Here is a 15,644-nt window from a genome sequence, read left to right on the forward strand (position 1 = left end):
CTACAGCGTCACGAGGTCGTCGGCGTGCACCACCGGCCGCTGCAGGTCCGCCGGCAGCTTCTGCGTGGAGAACCCGATCATCCAGTCCAGTTCGGCGGCGTCGTAGGCCACTACGCCGCGCCCCACCGTCCGACCGTCGGGACCGACCAGCGCCACCACGTCCCCACCATGGAAGCGCCCGCTCATCCCGGTGATGCCTGCGGCGAGCAGCGAGCGGCGCCGTTCGACCACTGCCCGCACCGCGCCGGCATCCAGGTGCAGGGTGCCGTGGGTGTCGGCGGCGTGCCGTACCCAGAATCGCCGCGCGGACATCCGGTCGGGCCGGGGCGCGAACGCGGTCCCCACATCCGCGGCGCCGAGAGCGCGGTCGGCCTGGGATGCGGCGGTGAGCAGCACCGGCACGCCCGAGTCGGCGGCCAGCCGCGCGGCGGACAGCTTGGAGGCCATTCCGCCCGTGCCGAGGGCGCCCCCGGACCCGGCGACGACGCCGTCGAGGTCCTCCGGGCTGGTCACCTCCGCGATGAGGTGCGCATCGCCCTTGCGGGGATCGCCGTCGTAGAGGCCGTCGACATCCGAGAGCAGGATCAGTGCGTCCGCCCCGACGAGGTGCGCGACGAGCGCGGCGAGACGGTCGTTGTCACCGAACCGCAGCTCGGCGGTCGCGACGGTGTCGTTCTCGTTGACCACCGGCACGGCGTGCAGCGCGCGCAGCCGGTCGAGGGTGCGCTGCGCATTGCGATGCTGGGTGCGTCGCGCGATGTCGTCGGCAGTGAGCAGCACTTGCCCGACGGTGCGGTCGTACCGGGCGAAGGAGGTGCCCCACGCGTGGGCGAGGGCGAGCTGCCCGACGCTGGCCGCCGCCTGCTTGGTGGCCAGGTCGCGGGGCCGGACGGTCAGGCCGAGCGGAGCGAGTCCGGCACCGACCGCACCGGAGGACACCACCACCACGTCCGAGCCGTCGCGCATGCGTCCCTCGAGCGCGTCGACGAGACGGTCGAGGCGGTCCCGATCCAGTCCGCCGACCAAGCTGGTGATGGCGGACGAGCCGATCTTCACCACGACGCGGCGTGCGCCGGCGACGGCCTCCCGGGTATCGCTCACGATCTCCTGCTTCTGGGTTCGAGGTGGTCAGAACTCGTCGTCGTCGGTCGCGAGACCGCGCCGTACCTTCTTGGCGTGGCGACGTTCGGCCGCCCCGACCCGATCGACCTGGTCGAGACGGGCGTCGGTGCCACGGCCGGTCGGCACGACGTCCACGCCGGCCTGCGTCTGCGGCTCCCACTCGAAGGAGACGTCGCCGATCGTGACGGACGCGCCCGGTTCGGCGCCCTGCTTGACGAGCTCGTCCTCGACACCGAGGCGGGCGAGACGGTCCGCGAGGTAACCGACGGCCTCGTCGTTGTCGAACGCGGTCTGCTGCACCCAGCGCTCGGGCCGGGTGCCGCGCACGATGAAGCCGCCCGGCGTCTCGGGATCGGCAACGACGCTGAACCCGGTCTCGTCGACGGCGACGGGCCGGATGACGGGCCGTCGCGGCGCCGCCGGCGGATGCGCCTTCCGGTACTCCTCCACCATCCGCGCCAGCGCGAACGTCAGTGGCCGCAAGCCTTCCCGGCTGACGGCGGAGATCCTGAACACCGGCCAGCCCCGCTCCTCGAGGTCCGGGGTGACGAAGTCCGCGAGTTCCGCGGCGTCGGGCACGTCGGCCTTGTTCAGGATGACGATGCGGGGACGGTCGGCGAGGTCGCCCAGGCTGCTGTCACCGGACAGTGCCGGCCGGTAGGCGGCCAGCTCGGCCTCGAGTGCATCGATGTCGGAGATCGGGTCGCGACCCGGCTCGAGCGTGGCGCAGTCGACGACGTGGGCCAGCACAGCGCACCGCTCGAGGTGTCGTAGGAAATCCAGGCCGAGCCCGCGGCCCTCGCTGGCACCGGGGATCAGGCCCGGCACATCGGCGACGGTGAACGTGGTGTCGCCCGACTGCACGACTCCGAGGTTGGGGACGAGCGTGGTGAACGGATAGTCGGCGATCTTCGGCTTCGCCGCGGAGAGCACCGACACCAGGGACGACTTGCCCGCGGACGGGAACCCGACCAGCCCGACGTCCGCGACGGACTTGAGCTCGAGGACGAGGTCGCGCTCCTCCCCCTCCTCGCCGAGCAGGGCGAAGCCGGGGGCCTTGCGGGCCTTCGAAGCCAGCGCCGCATTGCCGAGACCTCCGCGGCCGCCGTGCGCGGCGACGAAGCGGGTGCCGGCGCCGACCATGTCGGCCAGGATCCGGCCGTCCTTGTCGAGCACGACGGTGCCGTCGGGCACCTTCAGCACGAGGTCGCCGCCGTTGGCGCCGTCGCGGTTGCTGCCCGCGCCCTGGGTGCCGTTCGTGGCTTTCGCGTGCTGGTGGAAGTGGAAGTCGAGGAGGGTGTGGACACCCTCGTCCACCTCGAGCACGACGTTGCCACCGTTCCCGCCGTTGCCCCCGTCGGGGCCGCCGAGCGGCTTGAACTTCTCCCGGTGGACGGAGGCGCAGCCGTTACCACCCTTGCCGGCGGTGACGTGCAGCACCACCCGGTCGATGAAGCGGGACATGGGTGGACCTCCGTCGAATGGTGGAACTGTTGTGTCGGCCGGTGCTCCCGATGTGCCGGGAGCACCGGAGTCGTGCCGGGGCCACCGCGTTACCGATGGTCCGAAAACAGTAGGGGCGGACCCGGGTGTGCGACCCTGGTCCGCCCCTACTGGGAGTATGTGCGAAGGAGACCTTCGCGGTGTCCGATTCGGACGGCAGATCAGGCGTCTGCCGCGACCGGAACGATGTTGACCGTCTTGCGACCACGCTTGGTACCGAACTCGACGGCACCGGCAGCGAGCGCGAAGAGCGTGTCGTCGCCGCCACGACCGACGTTCACGCCGGGGTGGAAGTGGGTGCCACGCTGGCGCACCAGGATCTCACCGGCGCTGACGGCCTGGCCGCCGAAGCGCTTGACGCCGAGACGCTTGGCGTTCGAATCGCGACCGTTGCGGGAGCTGGATGCACCCTTCTTGTGTGCCATGACGAACCCTCCTGGGGTTTGAAGCGGAAGCCCGAATTACTTGATGCCGGTGACCTTCAGGACCGTCAGCTTCTGACGGTGACCCTGGCGCTTGTGGTAGCCGGTCTTGTTCTTGAACTTGTGGATGCGGATCTTCGGGCCCTTGGTGTGCTCGACGATCTCGCCGGTGACCGTGACCTGCGCCAGCTTGTCGGCGTCGGTGGTCAGCTCGGCTCCGTCGACGACGAGGACCGGAGCAAGCGAGACAGCAGTGCCGGGCTCACCCTCGATCTTCTCGACCTTGACGAGATCGCCCTCAGCGACCTTGTACTGCTTACCGCCGGTCTTGACGATCGCGTACGTTGCCATCGGACGGCTACCCCTTGCTAGTTCGAACGTGCTCGCGCCACGGTGTGCAGCGCGACTGGTCTGGTGGTTGCTGACTCGGGGCCGCCACAATCCCGCATCGGGCGCAGCAGGGCCGTATCGCCGAGTAGCGACTGACCAAGATTACGGGAAGGTGACTGCCAGGGTCAAACCGGGCCCGGCCGCAGTCGGGCCCGGTTCGACCTCATGCCTGTGCTTCGACCGGCGGGCCGGCAGGCCGGCCCGCGGCCCGGCGACGACGTGGCCGTCGAACAGTCACCGGCTCGGCGCTGTCACCGGCCGGCGCGGTGGCCACGGCCACGGGCTCCGGGGCCGGTGTCGGCACCACGAAGACCGTGCCGGTGCCGTCGCCCGTCGGAGCCGCAGCGGCCCGCGAGACCCGGCGACGGCGACGGGCCGCCGGCTCGGCGGGCTGCGTGCCGGCCTCCGGCGCTTCGGCCGGCCGCGCCTCGCGCGGTTCGGCCACCGGGGCCGGCGCGGCTTCGGCCGACACGGCTTCGGTGGGCGTCTCCGCCGGCGCTGCCTTCGTCGGCGCTGCCTTCGTCGGCCCTGCCGTCGTCGGCCCTGCCGTCGTCGGCCCTGCCTTCGTCGGAACTGCCTTCGTCGGAACTGCCTCTGTCGGAACTGCCTCCGCCGGCTCGGCTCCGGATTCGGTCGGGTGTTCGTCGTGGTTGCCGTGATGCGCGGCCATCGCCAGAGCGACCGGGTGGGCGCGCTTGACGGTCGCGTCCACCACCGGCGCCTCGGGGGCCGGCTGGGACACGGCCGCCTCGGTCGTCGCCGGTTCCGGCTGGGTGCCCCGATCACGGCCGCGGCGGCGACGGGAGCCGCTCTCGCCGCGCGCGGGCCGGCCACCGTCCTCGGCCGCGGCGACCTCGACGGGTTCGCTGTGCACGAGGATGCCGCGTCCGTGGCAGTGCTCGCAGGTGGTGGAGAACGCCTCCACGAGCCCCGTTCCGAGCCGCTTGCGCGTCATCTGCACGAGTCCCAGCGAGGTCACCTCGGAGACCTGGTGACGGGTGCGGTCCCGGCCGAGCGCCTCGGTCAGGCGCCGCAGCACCAGGTCCCGGTTCGACTCGAGCACCATGTCGATGAAGTCCACGACGATCATGCCGCCGATGTCGCGCAGGCGCATCTGCCGCACGATCTCCTCGGCTGCCTCGAGGTTGTTGCGTGTGACGGTCTCTTCGAGGTTGCCCCCGGCGCCGGTGAACTTGCCGGTGTTGACGTCGACGACCGTCATCGCCTCGGTGCGATCGATGACGAGAGTGCCGCCGGACGGCAGCCACACCTTGCGATCGAGCGCCTTGGCGAGTTGCTCGTCGATGCGGTGGGCGGCGAAGACGTCACGCCCACCCGACTCGGAATCGTGCCGCTCCACGCGGGGCAGCATGTCCGGGGCGACGGTGCGGATGTAGTTCTCGACAGTGCTCCAGGCGTTCCCACCCTCGATGACGAGCTTGGAGAAGTCCTCGTTGAACAGGTCACGAATCACCTTGACCAGCAGGTCGGGCTCTTCGTAGAGGGTCTTCGGCTGTCCCGAACCGTCGGCCTCGAGCTTGGCGGCCTGCTCCTCGATCGACGCCCACTGCGTCTGCAGGCGCTGTACGTCGCGGGCGAGTTCGTCCTCGCTCACGCCCTCCGCCGCAGTACGGATGATCACACCGGCCTCGGCCGGGACGACCTCTCGCAGGATCTCCTTGAGCCGCTTGCGCTCGGTGTCGGGCAGCTTGCGGCTGATGCCGGTCGACGAGCCGCCCGGCACGTACACCAGGAATCGGCCGGCGAGACTGATCTGCGTGGTGAGCCGGGCACCCTTGTGCCCGACCGGGTCCTTGCTGACCTGCACGAGCACGCGGTCGCCCGGCTTGAGGGCCTGCTCGATCTTGCGCGAGTTGCCACCGAGCCCGGCGGCCTCCCAGTTGACCTCGCCGGCGTAGAGGACGCCGTTGCGGCCCCGGCCGATGTCGATGAACGCTGCCTCCATCGAGGGAAGCACGTTCTGGACGCGGCCGAGGAAGATGTTGCCGACCATCGAACCGGAGCCGGCGCTGGTCACGAAGTGCTCGACCAGGACACCGTCCTCGAGGACCGCGACCTGCGTGATGTTTCCGGGGTTCGCGGTGTCACCGGCCTTCTCCCGCACCACCATGACGCGGTCGACGGACTCGCGGCGGGCGAGGAATTCCGACTCGGTGAGGATGGGCGGCCGACGGCGGCCTGCGTCCCGGCCGTCGCGGCGGCGCTGGCGCTTGGCCTCGAGCCGGGTGGAACCGGTGATGCCCTGAACCTCGTCCTTGGCGGCGCGTGTCTTGGACCGCGGCTCACGTTCGTGGACGACGGTGGGGACCGAGTCGTCCTCGACCGCGGTGTCGGCGCCGTCCGCGCTGCCCTTGCGGCGACGACGGCGGCGGCGACGACGGGACGGCCCTTCTGCGGACTCCTCCTCGCCCTCGCGCAGCTCGGACTCCTTCTGCTCGCCCTCGGCCTGCTCGCCTTCGGCCTGCTCGCCTTCGGCCTGCTCGGCGCTCGGCTCGGCGGTCGCGACCTCTTCCGTCGCCGGCTCCTCGGGCTCTGCTTCCGGTCCCTCGCCCTTCTCCGGAGCAGCGCCCTCCTCGGCGGCGGTCTCTGCAGGGGACGTTTCCTCGGGGGTGGTCTCCTCCGGCGTCTCGGCCTGCTCGCCGCGCCCACGGCCACGGCCGCGTCGGCCACGACGGCGACGGCGCGGCTCCTCCTCGGCGGCCTCCTCGCCCGGTTCCGCCGCCGCGGTCTCCTCGGTGACCTCCTCGGCGACGCTGGGTTCGGGTGCCTCGGCCGCCCGGCGGGACCGGCGGCGACGCGGCGCCGCCTCGGCGGGGGCGGTGACTTCCGGCTGCAGGAACAACGGCGCGCTGACGACGGGTTCGACGGCGCTCGGTTCCGGCGCGGTGAACACCGGGGTCTCCTGTTCCACGCCGGTGAACAGAGTCGGAGCCGCGGGCGGCGCGGCGGGTTCCTGAGCGGTGGTGTCCTCGACCGCGGCCTCCGCCGCGACGGCCGGCTCTCCGGCGGGAACCTCGGCGGCGGGAACCTCGGCGGTCTCGGCAGGCACCTCGGGCACCTCCCCCACCGGTTCCGGTGCGGCTTCCGCGCCGGTCTCGGCGGGCGCACCGAGAGCGGCGCGGATCTGTTCGGCGAGGTCGCGCTGCAAGCTCGAGTGGGCACTGCGCAATTCGGTGCCGAGGTCGGCGGCCTTCGCCATGACCTGCTTGCTCGTGAGGCCGAGCAGTTTGGCGAGGGCGTGCACGCGCATCTTCGGCGGCAGCACCACGGTGCCCTCATCGATGGAAGTGTCGTTCGGCGGCGCTTGGTCGGCCACGTAGGTCTCCTCGGGCCCCCGGGCGCGTCCATCCTCGTCTCGAGCGATGTGACGCGGCCACGCGGGGGCGCTGTCTGTGTGGGCTCGCACCGGGAGGCGCGAGATGTGCGGTCTCGCATCGCACGGTCGTCCGGTGCCCGTTTTCACTGCACGGCCGAGCGGTGCCTGGCTGGATCGCGGATCGAGCGCCGGTGCATCCAGCGTGCAACCGGGCGAGGTGTCTCCTGCGTCCCCGGTCACAGCGATGTCGGGCATCGATCCGTGATGTCGTTCGGTCGTTCCGCAACACTCCGAAGCGGAGCGACCTACCTCAGTATCCCACACAGAGGTCCGTGAACACGCCAACGGCGCCCCGAAGGGCGCCGTGGCACGTAGGTCGACGGATGAATCAGGACCCGGCGAGGGCCGGGAACCACAGAGCGATCTCACGCTCGGCCGACTCCACCGAGTCGGAACCGTGCACCAGGTTCTCTCCGGCGTCGAGCCCGAGATCACCGCGGATGGAACCGGGTACGGCCTTCTCGACGGGGTCGGTGCCGCCCGCGAGCTGGCGGAATGCGGCGATGGCCCGGGGCCCCTCGAGGACCGCCGCGACCAGCGGCCGCGCGGTGATGAACTCGATCAGGCCGGGATAGAAGGGTTTGCCCTCGTGCTCGGCGTAGTGGGCGGCGGCCACCTCCTCGGTGGCGGTGCGCAGCTCGAGTGCCACGATGTCGAGTCCCTTGCGCTCGATGCGCGAGAGGATCTCGCCGACATGACGACGGGCCACGCCGTCGGGCTTGATCAGTACCAGGGTCCGCTCAGTCACGCGCACAGCGTAGTGGTCAGCCCCGCTGCCCCGGTAGCAGGCCCCGCGCCTCGCGGTCCTTCATGTCCTTGCGCAGGTACAGGATGTAGCCCCACACCACGCTGAAGATCACGCCGACGATGCCGAGCGAGAGGTCGACGAAGAACCCCAGCAGGGTCAGCACCTGCAGCGCGAGGTTGTACCGGAGCGCCCAGAGCCGGCCCTGCAGCCCGGCGCCCGCGATCATCGCGACGGCGAGGAGCACGATGTAGCCACCCGAGAGCCACGTGAGTCCCCCACCGACGACCGCGACGACCGGCAGCACCAGCAGGACCACGATGGCTTCGAGGACGAGCGTGCCGGCCATGACGCCCCGCAGCCCCTTCCACGGGTCCTTCGCGGGGGGCCGGACGGCGGAGTCCCGGTCCGGCGATGCGGCGGAGTTGTCAGCTGCCTCGCTCACGCGGGGTCCTTTCCGAGGAGAGTGCGGGCGGCGCCGGCGGTCACCACCGAACCGGTGACCACGACACCCGCCCCCGATACTGCCTCACCCGGCTCGGCGACCTCCTCGGCGATGGCGATGGCGGTCTCGAGGGCGTCGGGCAGTGTCGGCGCGACGACCACGCGTTCGTCGCCGAACCGTGCCACGGCCAGGTCGGAGAGCTCGTCGACGTCCATCGCCCGCGGCGAGCCGTTGTGGGTCACGACGATCTCGTCGAACACCGGCTCGAGGGCGTCGAGCAGACCGGGCACATCCTTGTCGGCCATCACCGACACCACCCCGACCAGCTTGCGGAAGTCGAACTCGTCGGCGAGGGCGGCAGCGAGAGCCTTCGCACCGTGGGGGTTGTGGGCGGCGTCGAGGAACACCGTCGGAGCGCTGCGCACCCGTTCGAGCCGGCCCGGGTTGAGCACCGAGGCGAACGCCGCGCGCACCGCGTCGGCGTCGAGCTGCCGGTCGGCGCCGGCACCGAAGAACGCCTCCACGGCGGCGAGCGCGAGCGAGGCGTTGCGGGCCTGGTGCTCGCCGTGCAGCGGCAGGAAGATGTCGGTGTACACCCCGCCGAGGCCTTGCAGCTCGAGTTGCTGCCCGCCTACGGCGATGCGCCGGGCCAGGACCTGGAACTCGGAGCCTTCGCGCGCGACAGCGGCATCCGCTTCCACGGCCCGGCGCAGCAGCACCTCCATCACCTCGGGTTCCTGCTGGGCCAGGATTGCGACGGTGTCGCGGGGCACGAGCCCGTCGTCGGGTGCCTTCTTGATGATCCCGGCCTTCTCCCCCGCGATCGTCGTGAGGTCGGGTCCGAGGTATTCGGTGTGGTCGAGCCCGATCGGGGTGATGACCGCGACCTGCGCATCGACGACGTTGGTGGCGTCCCAGGTGCCACCGAGTCCCACCTCGACGACGGCGACGTCGACGGGGGCCTCGGCGAACGCGGCGAATGCCATGGCCGTGGTCACCTCGAACTTGCTCATCGCCGGGCCGCCCGCGGCCTGCGACTGTGCGTCGATCATCGCGACGTACGGCTCGAGTTCGCGATAGGTGTCGACGTAGGTGCGCGGGGAGACCGGCGCCCCGTCGATGCTGATGCGCTCCGTGGCCAGCTGCAGGTGCGGGCTCGTGGTGCGGCCGGTGCGCCGGTGCAACCGGGTCAGCAGGGCGTCGATCATCCGGCTCACCGACGTCTTACCGTTCGTGCCGGCGATCTGGATGGCCGGATAGCTGCGCTGCGGGGATCCGAGCAGATCCATCAGCGCCGCGATCCGGGTCAGCGAAGGCTCGATCTTCGTTTCGGGCCAGCGCTTGTCGAGTTCGGCCTCGACCAGGGTCAGCTCGGCCAGGTCGACCGGCGACGGCTTCGCCGGGGTGGCCGCGGACCGGTCCTCGCTCACGCCGACCCCAGTTCCTGCAGGCGCGCGGTGATCCGCGCGATCTCCTCCTCCGCGATCTGTCTGCGGGCGGTGATCTTCTCCACGACCGCCGCGGGCGCCTTGGCGAGGAAAGCCTCGTTGCCGAGCTTGGCGGACGTGCCCGCGAGTTCCTTCTCTGCGACCGCGAGGTCCTTGCCCAGGCGGGCCCGCTCGGCCGCCACGTCGACGGTGCCGGAGGTGTCCAGTTCCACGGTGACGGTGGCACCGGACAGGCGCACCTCGATGGCGGCGGTGGCGGCGAACTCCTCCCCCGGCTCGGTCAGCCGCGCGAGTGACCGTACGGCCGGCACCTGCGCGGCCAGGTCGGCTGCGTCGATCTCGGCGAGGCGCGCGGCGACCTTCTGCGACGGCTTGAGGCCCTGGTCGCTGCGGAAACGGCGGACCTCGGTGACGAGCTTCTGCAGATCCTCGATGCGACGCGCGGAGTCAACGTCGGGCTCGACGCCGGTGGCGCTCGGCCAGGACGCGACGACCACGGATTCGCCGCCGGTGAGCACCTTCCAGAGGGTTTCGGTGACGAACGGGATCACCGGATGCAGCAGACGGAGCAGCTGGTCGAGAACGTTACCGAGGACCGCCTTGGTGCCCTGCGCGTACTCGCTGCCGTCGGCCAGCTGCACCTTGGCGAGCTCGAGATACCAGTCGCACACCTCGTCCCACGCGAAGTGGTAGAGCGCCTCGCACGCCTTGGAGAATTCGAAGCGCTCGAACGCCTCGTCGACGTCGGCGCGGACCCGCTCGAGCCGGTCGAGGATCCACCGGTCCGCGTCGGTGAGGGCAGCGCGCGCCGGGAGCTCGGTGACGACCGCGCCGTTCATGAGGGCGAACTTGGTCGCGTTGAACAGCTTGTTGGCGAAGTTGCGGGAGGACTGCGCGTGGTCCTCGCCCACGGCGAGGTCGCTACCCGGGTTCGCGCCGCGGGCCAGGGTGAAGCGCAGCGCGTCGGCGCCGTACCGCTCCACCCAGTCCAGCGGATCGATGCCGTTGCCGCGCGACTTGGACATCTTCTTGCCGAACTGGTCGCGCACGAGGCCGTGCAGGAACAGGTCCTTGAACGGCACCTGGACGCCGGACTTCCCGCCGGCGGTGATCGCCTCGTCGTTCGCCACGTACAGGCCGAACATCATCATCCGGGCCACCCAGAAGAACAGGATGTCGTATCCGGTGACGAGAACGCTGGTGGGATAGAACTTCTCGAGCTCCGGCGTCTTGTCCGGCCAGCCCATCGTGGAGAAGGGCCACAGGCCCGAGGAGAACCAGGTGTCGAGGACGTCGGGATCCTGTTCCCAGCCCTCGGGGGCGGTCTCGTCCGGTCCGAAGCACGCGACCTCGCCGTCCGGGCCGTACCAGATCGGGATGCGGTGACCCCACCACAACTGCCGCGAGATGCACCAGTCGTGCATGTCGTCGACCCACGCGAACCAGCGCGGCTCCTGGCTGGCCGGGTGGATCACGGTGTCGCCGTTGCGGACCGCGTCGCCCGCAGCCTTGGCGAGCGCATCGACCTTGACCCACCACTGCATCGACAGCCGGGGCTCGATCGTCTCGCCGCTGCGCTCGGAATGACCGACGCTGTGCAGGTAGGGACGCTTCTCGGCGACGACCCGCCCCTGCTCGGCCAGCGCCTCGCGCACCCGGACCCGCGCCTCGAACCGGTCCATGCCGTCGAATGGCGTTCCGGTGTCGGCGATCCGGCCGGCCTTGTCCATGATGGTGGGCATCGGCAGGTTGTGCCGCACGCCCATCTCGAAGTCGTTGGGATCGTGGGCGGGGGTGATCTTGACGGCGCCGGTGCCGAATTCGGGGTCGACGTACTCGTCGGCGATCACGGGGATCCGCCGGCCGGTGAGGGGGTGCTCGAGGGTGGTGCCGACCAGGTGCTTGTAGCGCTCGTCGTCCGGGTGCACCGCGACGGCGGTGTCACCGAGCATGGTCTCGACCCGGGTGGTGGCGACGATCACGTGCGGCTCGGCGTCGTTCAGGGAGCCGTAGCGCAACGAGACGAGTTCGCCCTCGACCTCCTCGAACTTGACCTCGATGTCGGAGATCGCGGTCTGCAGCACGGGCGACCAGTTCACCAGTCGCTCGGCGCGGTAGATCAGCCCGTCGTCGTAGAGCCGTTTGAACATCGTCTGCACGGCCCGCGAGAGTCCCTCGTCCATGGTGAACCGGTCGCGGGACCAGTCGACGCCGTCCCCGATACGGCGCATCTGCCCCTGGATGGTGCCGCCGGATTCGCGCTTCCAGTCCCAGACCTTGTCGACGAACAGTTCGCGACCGAAGTCCTCCTTGGTCTTCCCGTCCACCGCGAGCTGCTTCTCGACGACGGTCTGGGTGGCGATGCCGGCGTGGTCCATGCCGGGCAGCCACAGCACCTCGTAGCCCTGCATGCGTCTGCGGCGCGAGAGCGCGTCCATGAGGGTGTGGTCGAGTGCGTGACCCATGTGCAGGCTGCCGGTGACGTTCGGCGGCGGCAGCACGATCGAGTAACCGGGCTTGTCGCTGGACGGATCGGCGGCGAAGTAACCGGCGTCCACCCAGCCCTGGTACAGCTCGTCCTCTACGGCGCTGGGGTCCCAGCTCTTGGGGAGGGCGTCGGCGGGGTTCTGGTGGTTCTCTGGCGCACTGGTCACCCCGCAATCGTAGTCAGCGGAGGCAAACCGCCTGAACACGCCCCACGGACCCGGATCGGGGCCGCCGGCCTGCGGGTTCGGTTCAGCCCAGCACCTCGGGCAGCGCCCGGGGACGCGCGAGTACGTGTTCGGAGAGGAACGCCTCGACCACCTCGTACCAGATCTTCGTGTGCTGGGGGCCGAGCACCCAGTGGTTCTCGTCGGGGAAGTAGAGGAAGCGGTGCACGGTGGAGCCGTCCTCGGCGGCGGGTGCCCCCGACTCGGACAGCAGTTCGTACCACAGTCGCAGGCCCTCCCCGATCGGCACGCGGTAGTCCTTGTCGCCGTGGATCACCAGCATGGGGGTGACGATGTCGGCGACGTACAGGTGGGGTGAGTTCTCCACCGCCATCTCGGGGGTCATCTCCCGAGCCCAGTACCAGGCCGAGTCCGTGGTGGGTCCGAACTGGTCGAGAGCCCACAGGCTCGCGTGGGTGACGATCGCCCGGAAGCGGTCGGTGTGCCCGGCCACCCAGTTGGCCATGTATCCGCCGAAGGAGCCGCCCATCGCGGCGGTGCGGTCGGCGTCGATCACGGGGAGTTCGATCGCGGCGTCGGTCAGCGCCATCAGGTCGGTATAGGGCTCCTTGCCCCATCTGCCCCACCCGCGCTGGACGAAGTCCTGCCCGTATCCGGAGGACAGGGCGGGATCCGGGAGCAGCACGGCGTAGCCGCGGGCGACGAGCAGCCACGGGTTCCATCGCCACGACCAGGTGTTCCAGGAGCCGAGGGGGCCACCGTGGATCCACAGCAGCAGCGGCGCGGGGGCGTCGGGATCGGCGGTGGCCGGCAGGGCCAGCCAGGCCCGCAGCGGGGTGCCGTCGTCGGCGGCCGTGGTCAGTTCCGTGAGACGGCCGGGGAGGTCCGGTAGCTCGGCGGGAGCGCGCAGAGCGGTGACGGCGCCGGAGCCGTCCAGCGGGATCCGCACCGGGTGCGGCGGGGCGTCGTAGGCCGCGCGCAGGGCGTAGACGCACGTTCCGTCGGGTGCGACGCGCAGGTCGGTGTAGGCGGCCGGGTCGGTGGTCAACGGGGTGGGAACGTCGGCCCACAACGCGACCTGGAAGATCGGCGCGCGGCCGTGTTCGTCGGCGGTCACGAGCAGCGCTCGGGAGTCGGGACGCCAGACGACGGACGTCGGCCACCGGTCCCACCCGGGCACCAGGAGCGTCGTGTCCCCCGAACGAAGATCGAACAGCCGCAGCGTGATTCTCGGCGCGGTCTCGGGGTCGGAGTGCGTCTCGTGCAGGAACGCGACCCGGGTGCCGTCCGGTGAGATCGCGGGAGCGAACACGTCGGCGGTCTCGTCGTCGACGAGGACCGTGCGCAGTCCGGTGTCGGTGTCGATGCGCACCAGGGTGGTGCGGCGGGATGCGAGTGCTCCGGGCACCGACCAGGTGGTGACGACGAACGTGCCGTCCGGGGCGAGGTCGAGGGTGGCCTCGTGCAGCGCGCCCCCGGGTCCCGGGGTCAGGTCCGACAGCGGCGCGTCGGGGCCGTCCGCGAGGGCGAGCAGGTGCGGCTCGGCCGGCCCGAGGTCGTGATCCCAGTGCCGGATCGGGTATCCGGTGTGCAACACGGCGGAGATCTTGTGCTTCTTGCGGGCGTCCCGGATCCGTTGGTCGTCGCCGTCGGTGCGGCCGAGCACGTCCGCCGTCACCACGATCCGGTCGGCGGCCCGCGCCGCGTGCACTGCGCGTACCCCGCCCTTGCGGGAGACCACGCGCTGCGCTTCGCCACCGGCTGCCGGCAGCCGCCACAGTGCGGCCGGGGCGCCGTCGCCGTCCGTCCCGTCGGTCCGGGCGGCGGTGAACAGCAGGTCACCGGTGGCGGTGAAGACGGGGCCCGACTCGCCCTTCGCGCCCCACGTGAGCCGCCGGGCGGGCTCCTGTCCGTGCGGGTCGACCTCCCACAACGCCCCGACGTACCCCGTCCCCTCCTCGTCCGGGGTGGACTGGGCGATCACGACACGGTTCCCGTCCGGCGCCAGCGCGAGCGCGGTGACGCGCGGGAGAGCCAGATAGTCGTCGAGGTCGTCGAATGCGGTCATGGTGCCCGAGGGTAGTGCGCGCCGGGGCTGTCACCGGGGAGCCGGCACTGCCGTTTCGGACGGCGAATGCCCCTGCCGACCGGCACTGCGGTCTGCGCCCTCGCCGGCGCCGCATGTGCACAGGCCCCACGGTCGACCTCCTGCCGGTCCATCGTCTGCTTCCTTCCCGAGAGCCATCCGGGCGGTCACCCGCGCGGCGACCTCGGCCGGTGGGTGGTCGTCTTCCTGATGCTCCCGTCGGTGTCGTAGTAGGTCCACTCGCCGGTCTTCCTGCCGTGCTCCCAGTGTCCGCTGTCGACGAGTGTCCCCGCCGCCGTCCAGCGTTCCCAGTGGCCGTGCTTGTCACCGTGGGCGAATGCACCGCGCTGCAGCAGACCGCCGGTGGCGCGGTACCAGGTCCAGGGACCGTGCAGGACGCCGCGGTCGTAACCACCCTCGGAACGTAGCGCCCCACCGGCGGAGAAGTGCCGCCACGTCCCGTGACGCTCGCCGTCGACGTAAGTGCCCACCATCAGCCCGCCGTGCGGGTCGGGCTCCGCCCATTCGCCGGTCCTGCGGCCGTGACCGTCCACCGCGTTCGGACGCTCGAGGGGCGCGCTCACCCCGTACCCCCGAGCCGGGCCGGGGCTTCGCATGCGCAGTTCGGTCCTGCGGCGATCCGCGAGACATCACTCACAGACACCGACTATATGCAAGCGACTGCTTGCATATCAAGGGATCCGCCGGGTCACGGCGTGACGGGTTCGCGCCACATCTTCCACAGGGTCGGCCCACCGTTCGGGACGGCGATCTCGCCGGTGACCCGGAACCCGAACCGTTCGTAATAGGAGATGTTCTTCTCCTTGCTCGACTCGAGATACGCGGGCACCCCGTCGGCGTCACAGCGGTCCAGCCGCGAACGCAGCAGCGCCTTTCCGAAACCCCCACCACGCGCGGCATTTCCGGTTCCGATGGCGGAGAGGTACCAGTGCGGCTCGGCCGGGTGCGCATCGTCGAGCGCGCCGTCGACCTCGGCGCCGACGCGGGCCCGGCTCCCGAGCGCACGGATCATCCCCGCCGTGACCAGCACGGACCGCCACCCCGTGGCTTTCCAGCGACCCGGCGGCGCCCACATGGTCGCGCCCCCGGCGGACCCGTCCGGCCCCTCGGCGATCTCGAGTCCGCCGTGCGACAGCAGGTGATGCCTCGCCTCGACGGCGAACATGCGGGGCAGACCTCGGCGCCGGCGCTCGTCGTCGGGCCACATCCACATCATCACCGGATCGTCGAAGAACGCGTCGGCGAGGGTGCGGGCGAAGACCGGTATGTCCCGTCGGGTGACCGGGCGGACGACAGGGGCCATGCGGACGAGGCTACCGGCCTCGAAGGAGCATCGTTGCCGCCCAGCAGGTTTTACGCCGTTGTCACACCGAGCGGGTGACCGATGTTTCAT

Annotated in this window: 12 protein-coding genes; all 12 read right to left on the bottom strand. The window is 70.9% G+C overall.

What is annotated here, in order from left to right; all coding sequences use genetic code 11:
- Nucleotides 1-1,101 (bottom strand): glutamate 5-kinase, encoded by a 1,101-nt coding sequence (gene proB / locus QYS60_RS10935; RefSeq protein ID WP_371383129.1) that lies wholly within the window; start codon nt 1,099-1,101, stop codon nt 1-3.
- A gap of 27 nt (nt 1,102-1,128) precedes the next feature.
- Nucleotides 1,129-2,586, bottom strand: a complete 1,458-nt coding sequence (obgE, locus tag QYS60_RS10940; RefSeq protein WP_371383131.1) for a GTPase ObgE — start codon at nt 2,584-2,586, stop codon at nt 1,129-1,131.
- Between the two features lie 200 nt (nt 2,587-2,786).
- On the bottom strand, nt 2,787-3,050 hold the full coding sequence (gene rpmA / locus QYS60_RS10945) for a 50S ribosomal protein L27 (RefSeq protein ID WP_003939075.1): 264 nt from the start codon (nt 3,048-3,050) through the stop codon (nt 2,787-2,789).
- 36 nt (nt 3,051-3,086) lie between these two features.
- Nucleotides 3,087-3,398 carry a 50S ribosomal protein L21 gene (gene rplU / locus QYS60_RS10950; protein ID WP_003939076.1) on the bottom strand — a complete coding sequence of 104 codons (312 nt, stop codon included), beginning with the start codon at nt 3,396-3,398 and terminating at the stop codon, nt 3,087-3,089.
- Between the two features lie 202 nt (nt 3,399-3,600).
- Entirely contained in the window at nt 3,601-6,774 is a 3,174-nt protein-coding gene (locus QYS60_RS10955; protein ID WP_371383133.1) for a translation initiation factor IF-2 N-terminal domain-containing protein, read from the bottom strand.
- A gap of 388 nt (nt 6,775-7,162) precedes the next feature.
- On the bottom strand, nt 7,163-7,582 hold the full coding sequence (gene ndk, locus QYS60_RS10960) for a nucleoside-diphosphate kinase (RefSeq protein ID WP_003938159.1): 420 nt from the start codon (nt 7,580-7,582) through the stop codon (nt 7,163-7,165).
- A gap of 16 nt (nt 7,583-7,598) precedes the next feature.
- Nucleotides 7,599-8,024, bottom strand: coding sequence for a DUF4233 domain-containing protein (locus tag QYS60_RS10965; RefSeq protein ID WP_371383134.1), 426 nt, complete (start codon nt 8,022-8,024; stop codon nt 7,599-7,601).
- Nucleotides 8,021-9,454, bottom strand: a complete 1,434-nt coding sequence (locus QYS60_RS10970; protein WP_371383135.1) for a folylpolyglutamate synthase/dihydrofolate synthase family protein — start codon at nt 9,452-9,454, stop codon at nt 8,021-8,023. Before QYS60_RS10970 ends, QYS60_RS10965 begins: the two co-directional genes overlap by 4 nt.
- A complete protein-coding gene (locus tag QYS60_RS10975) occupies nt 9,451-12,126 on the bottom strand; it encodes a valine--tRNA ligase (protein WP_371383136.1) in 2,676 nt (891 codons plus the stop codon). Before QYS60_RS10975 ends, QYS60_RS10970 begins: the two co-directional genes overlap by 4 nt.
- An 82-nt stretch (nt 12,127-12,208) precedes the next feature.
- On the bottom strand, nt 12,209-14,212 hold the full coding sequence (locus QYS60_RS10980) for a prolyl oligopeptidase family serine peptidase (RefSeq protein ID WP_371383138.1): 2,004 nt from the start codon (nt 14,210-14,212) through the stop codon (nt 12,209-12,211).
- 185 nt (nt 14,213-14,397) lie between these two features.
- Nucleotides 14,398-14,814 carry a toxin-antitoxin system YwqK family antitoxin gene (locus QYS60_RS10985; protein WP_371383139.1) on the bottom strand — a complete coding sequence of 139 codons (417 nt, stop codon included), beginning with the start codon at nt 14,812-14,814 and terminating at the stop codon, nt 14,398-14,400.
- Nucleotides 14,815-14,939: 125 nt separating this feature from the next.
- On the bottom strand, nt 14,940-15,554 hold the full coding sequence (locus QYS60_RS10990; RefSeq protein WP_371383140.1) for a GNAT family N-acetyltransferase: 615 nt from the start codon (nt 15,552-15,554) through the stop codon (nt 14,940-14,942).
- Between the last annotated feature and the right edge of the window lie 90 nt (nt 15,555-15,644).

Source organism: Rhodococcus sp. GXMU-t2271, from assembly GCF_041414735.1.
In the GTDB taxonomy this organism is placed as follows: Bacteria; Actinomycetota; Actinomycetes; order Mycobacteriales; family Mycobacteriaceae; genus Rhodococcus; species Rhodococcus indonesiensis.

Bases quoted from the DNA above. Each gene is read 5' to 3' on its own strand.
- obgE (WP_371383131.1), bottom strand. From the start codon at position 2,586: ATGTCCCGCTTCATCGACCGGGTGGTGCTGCACGTCACCGCCGGCAAG.
- rpmA (WP_003939075.1), bottom strand. From the start codon at position 3,050: ATGGCACACAAGAAGGGTGCATCCAGCTCCCGCAACGGTCGCGATTCG.
- rplU (WP_003939076.1), bottom strand. From the start codon at position 3,398: ATGGCAACGTACGCGATCGTCAAGACCGGCGGTAAGCAGTACAAGGTC.
- QYS60_RS10980 (WP_371383138.1), bottom strand. From the start codon at position 14,212: ATGACCGCATTCGACGACCTCGACGACTATCTGGCTCTCCCGCGCGTC.
- QYS60_RS10990 (WP_371383140.1), bottom strand. From the start codon at position 15,554: ATGGCCCCTGTCGTCCGCCCGGTCACCCGACGGGACATACCGGTCTTC.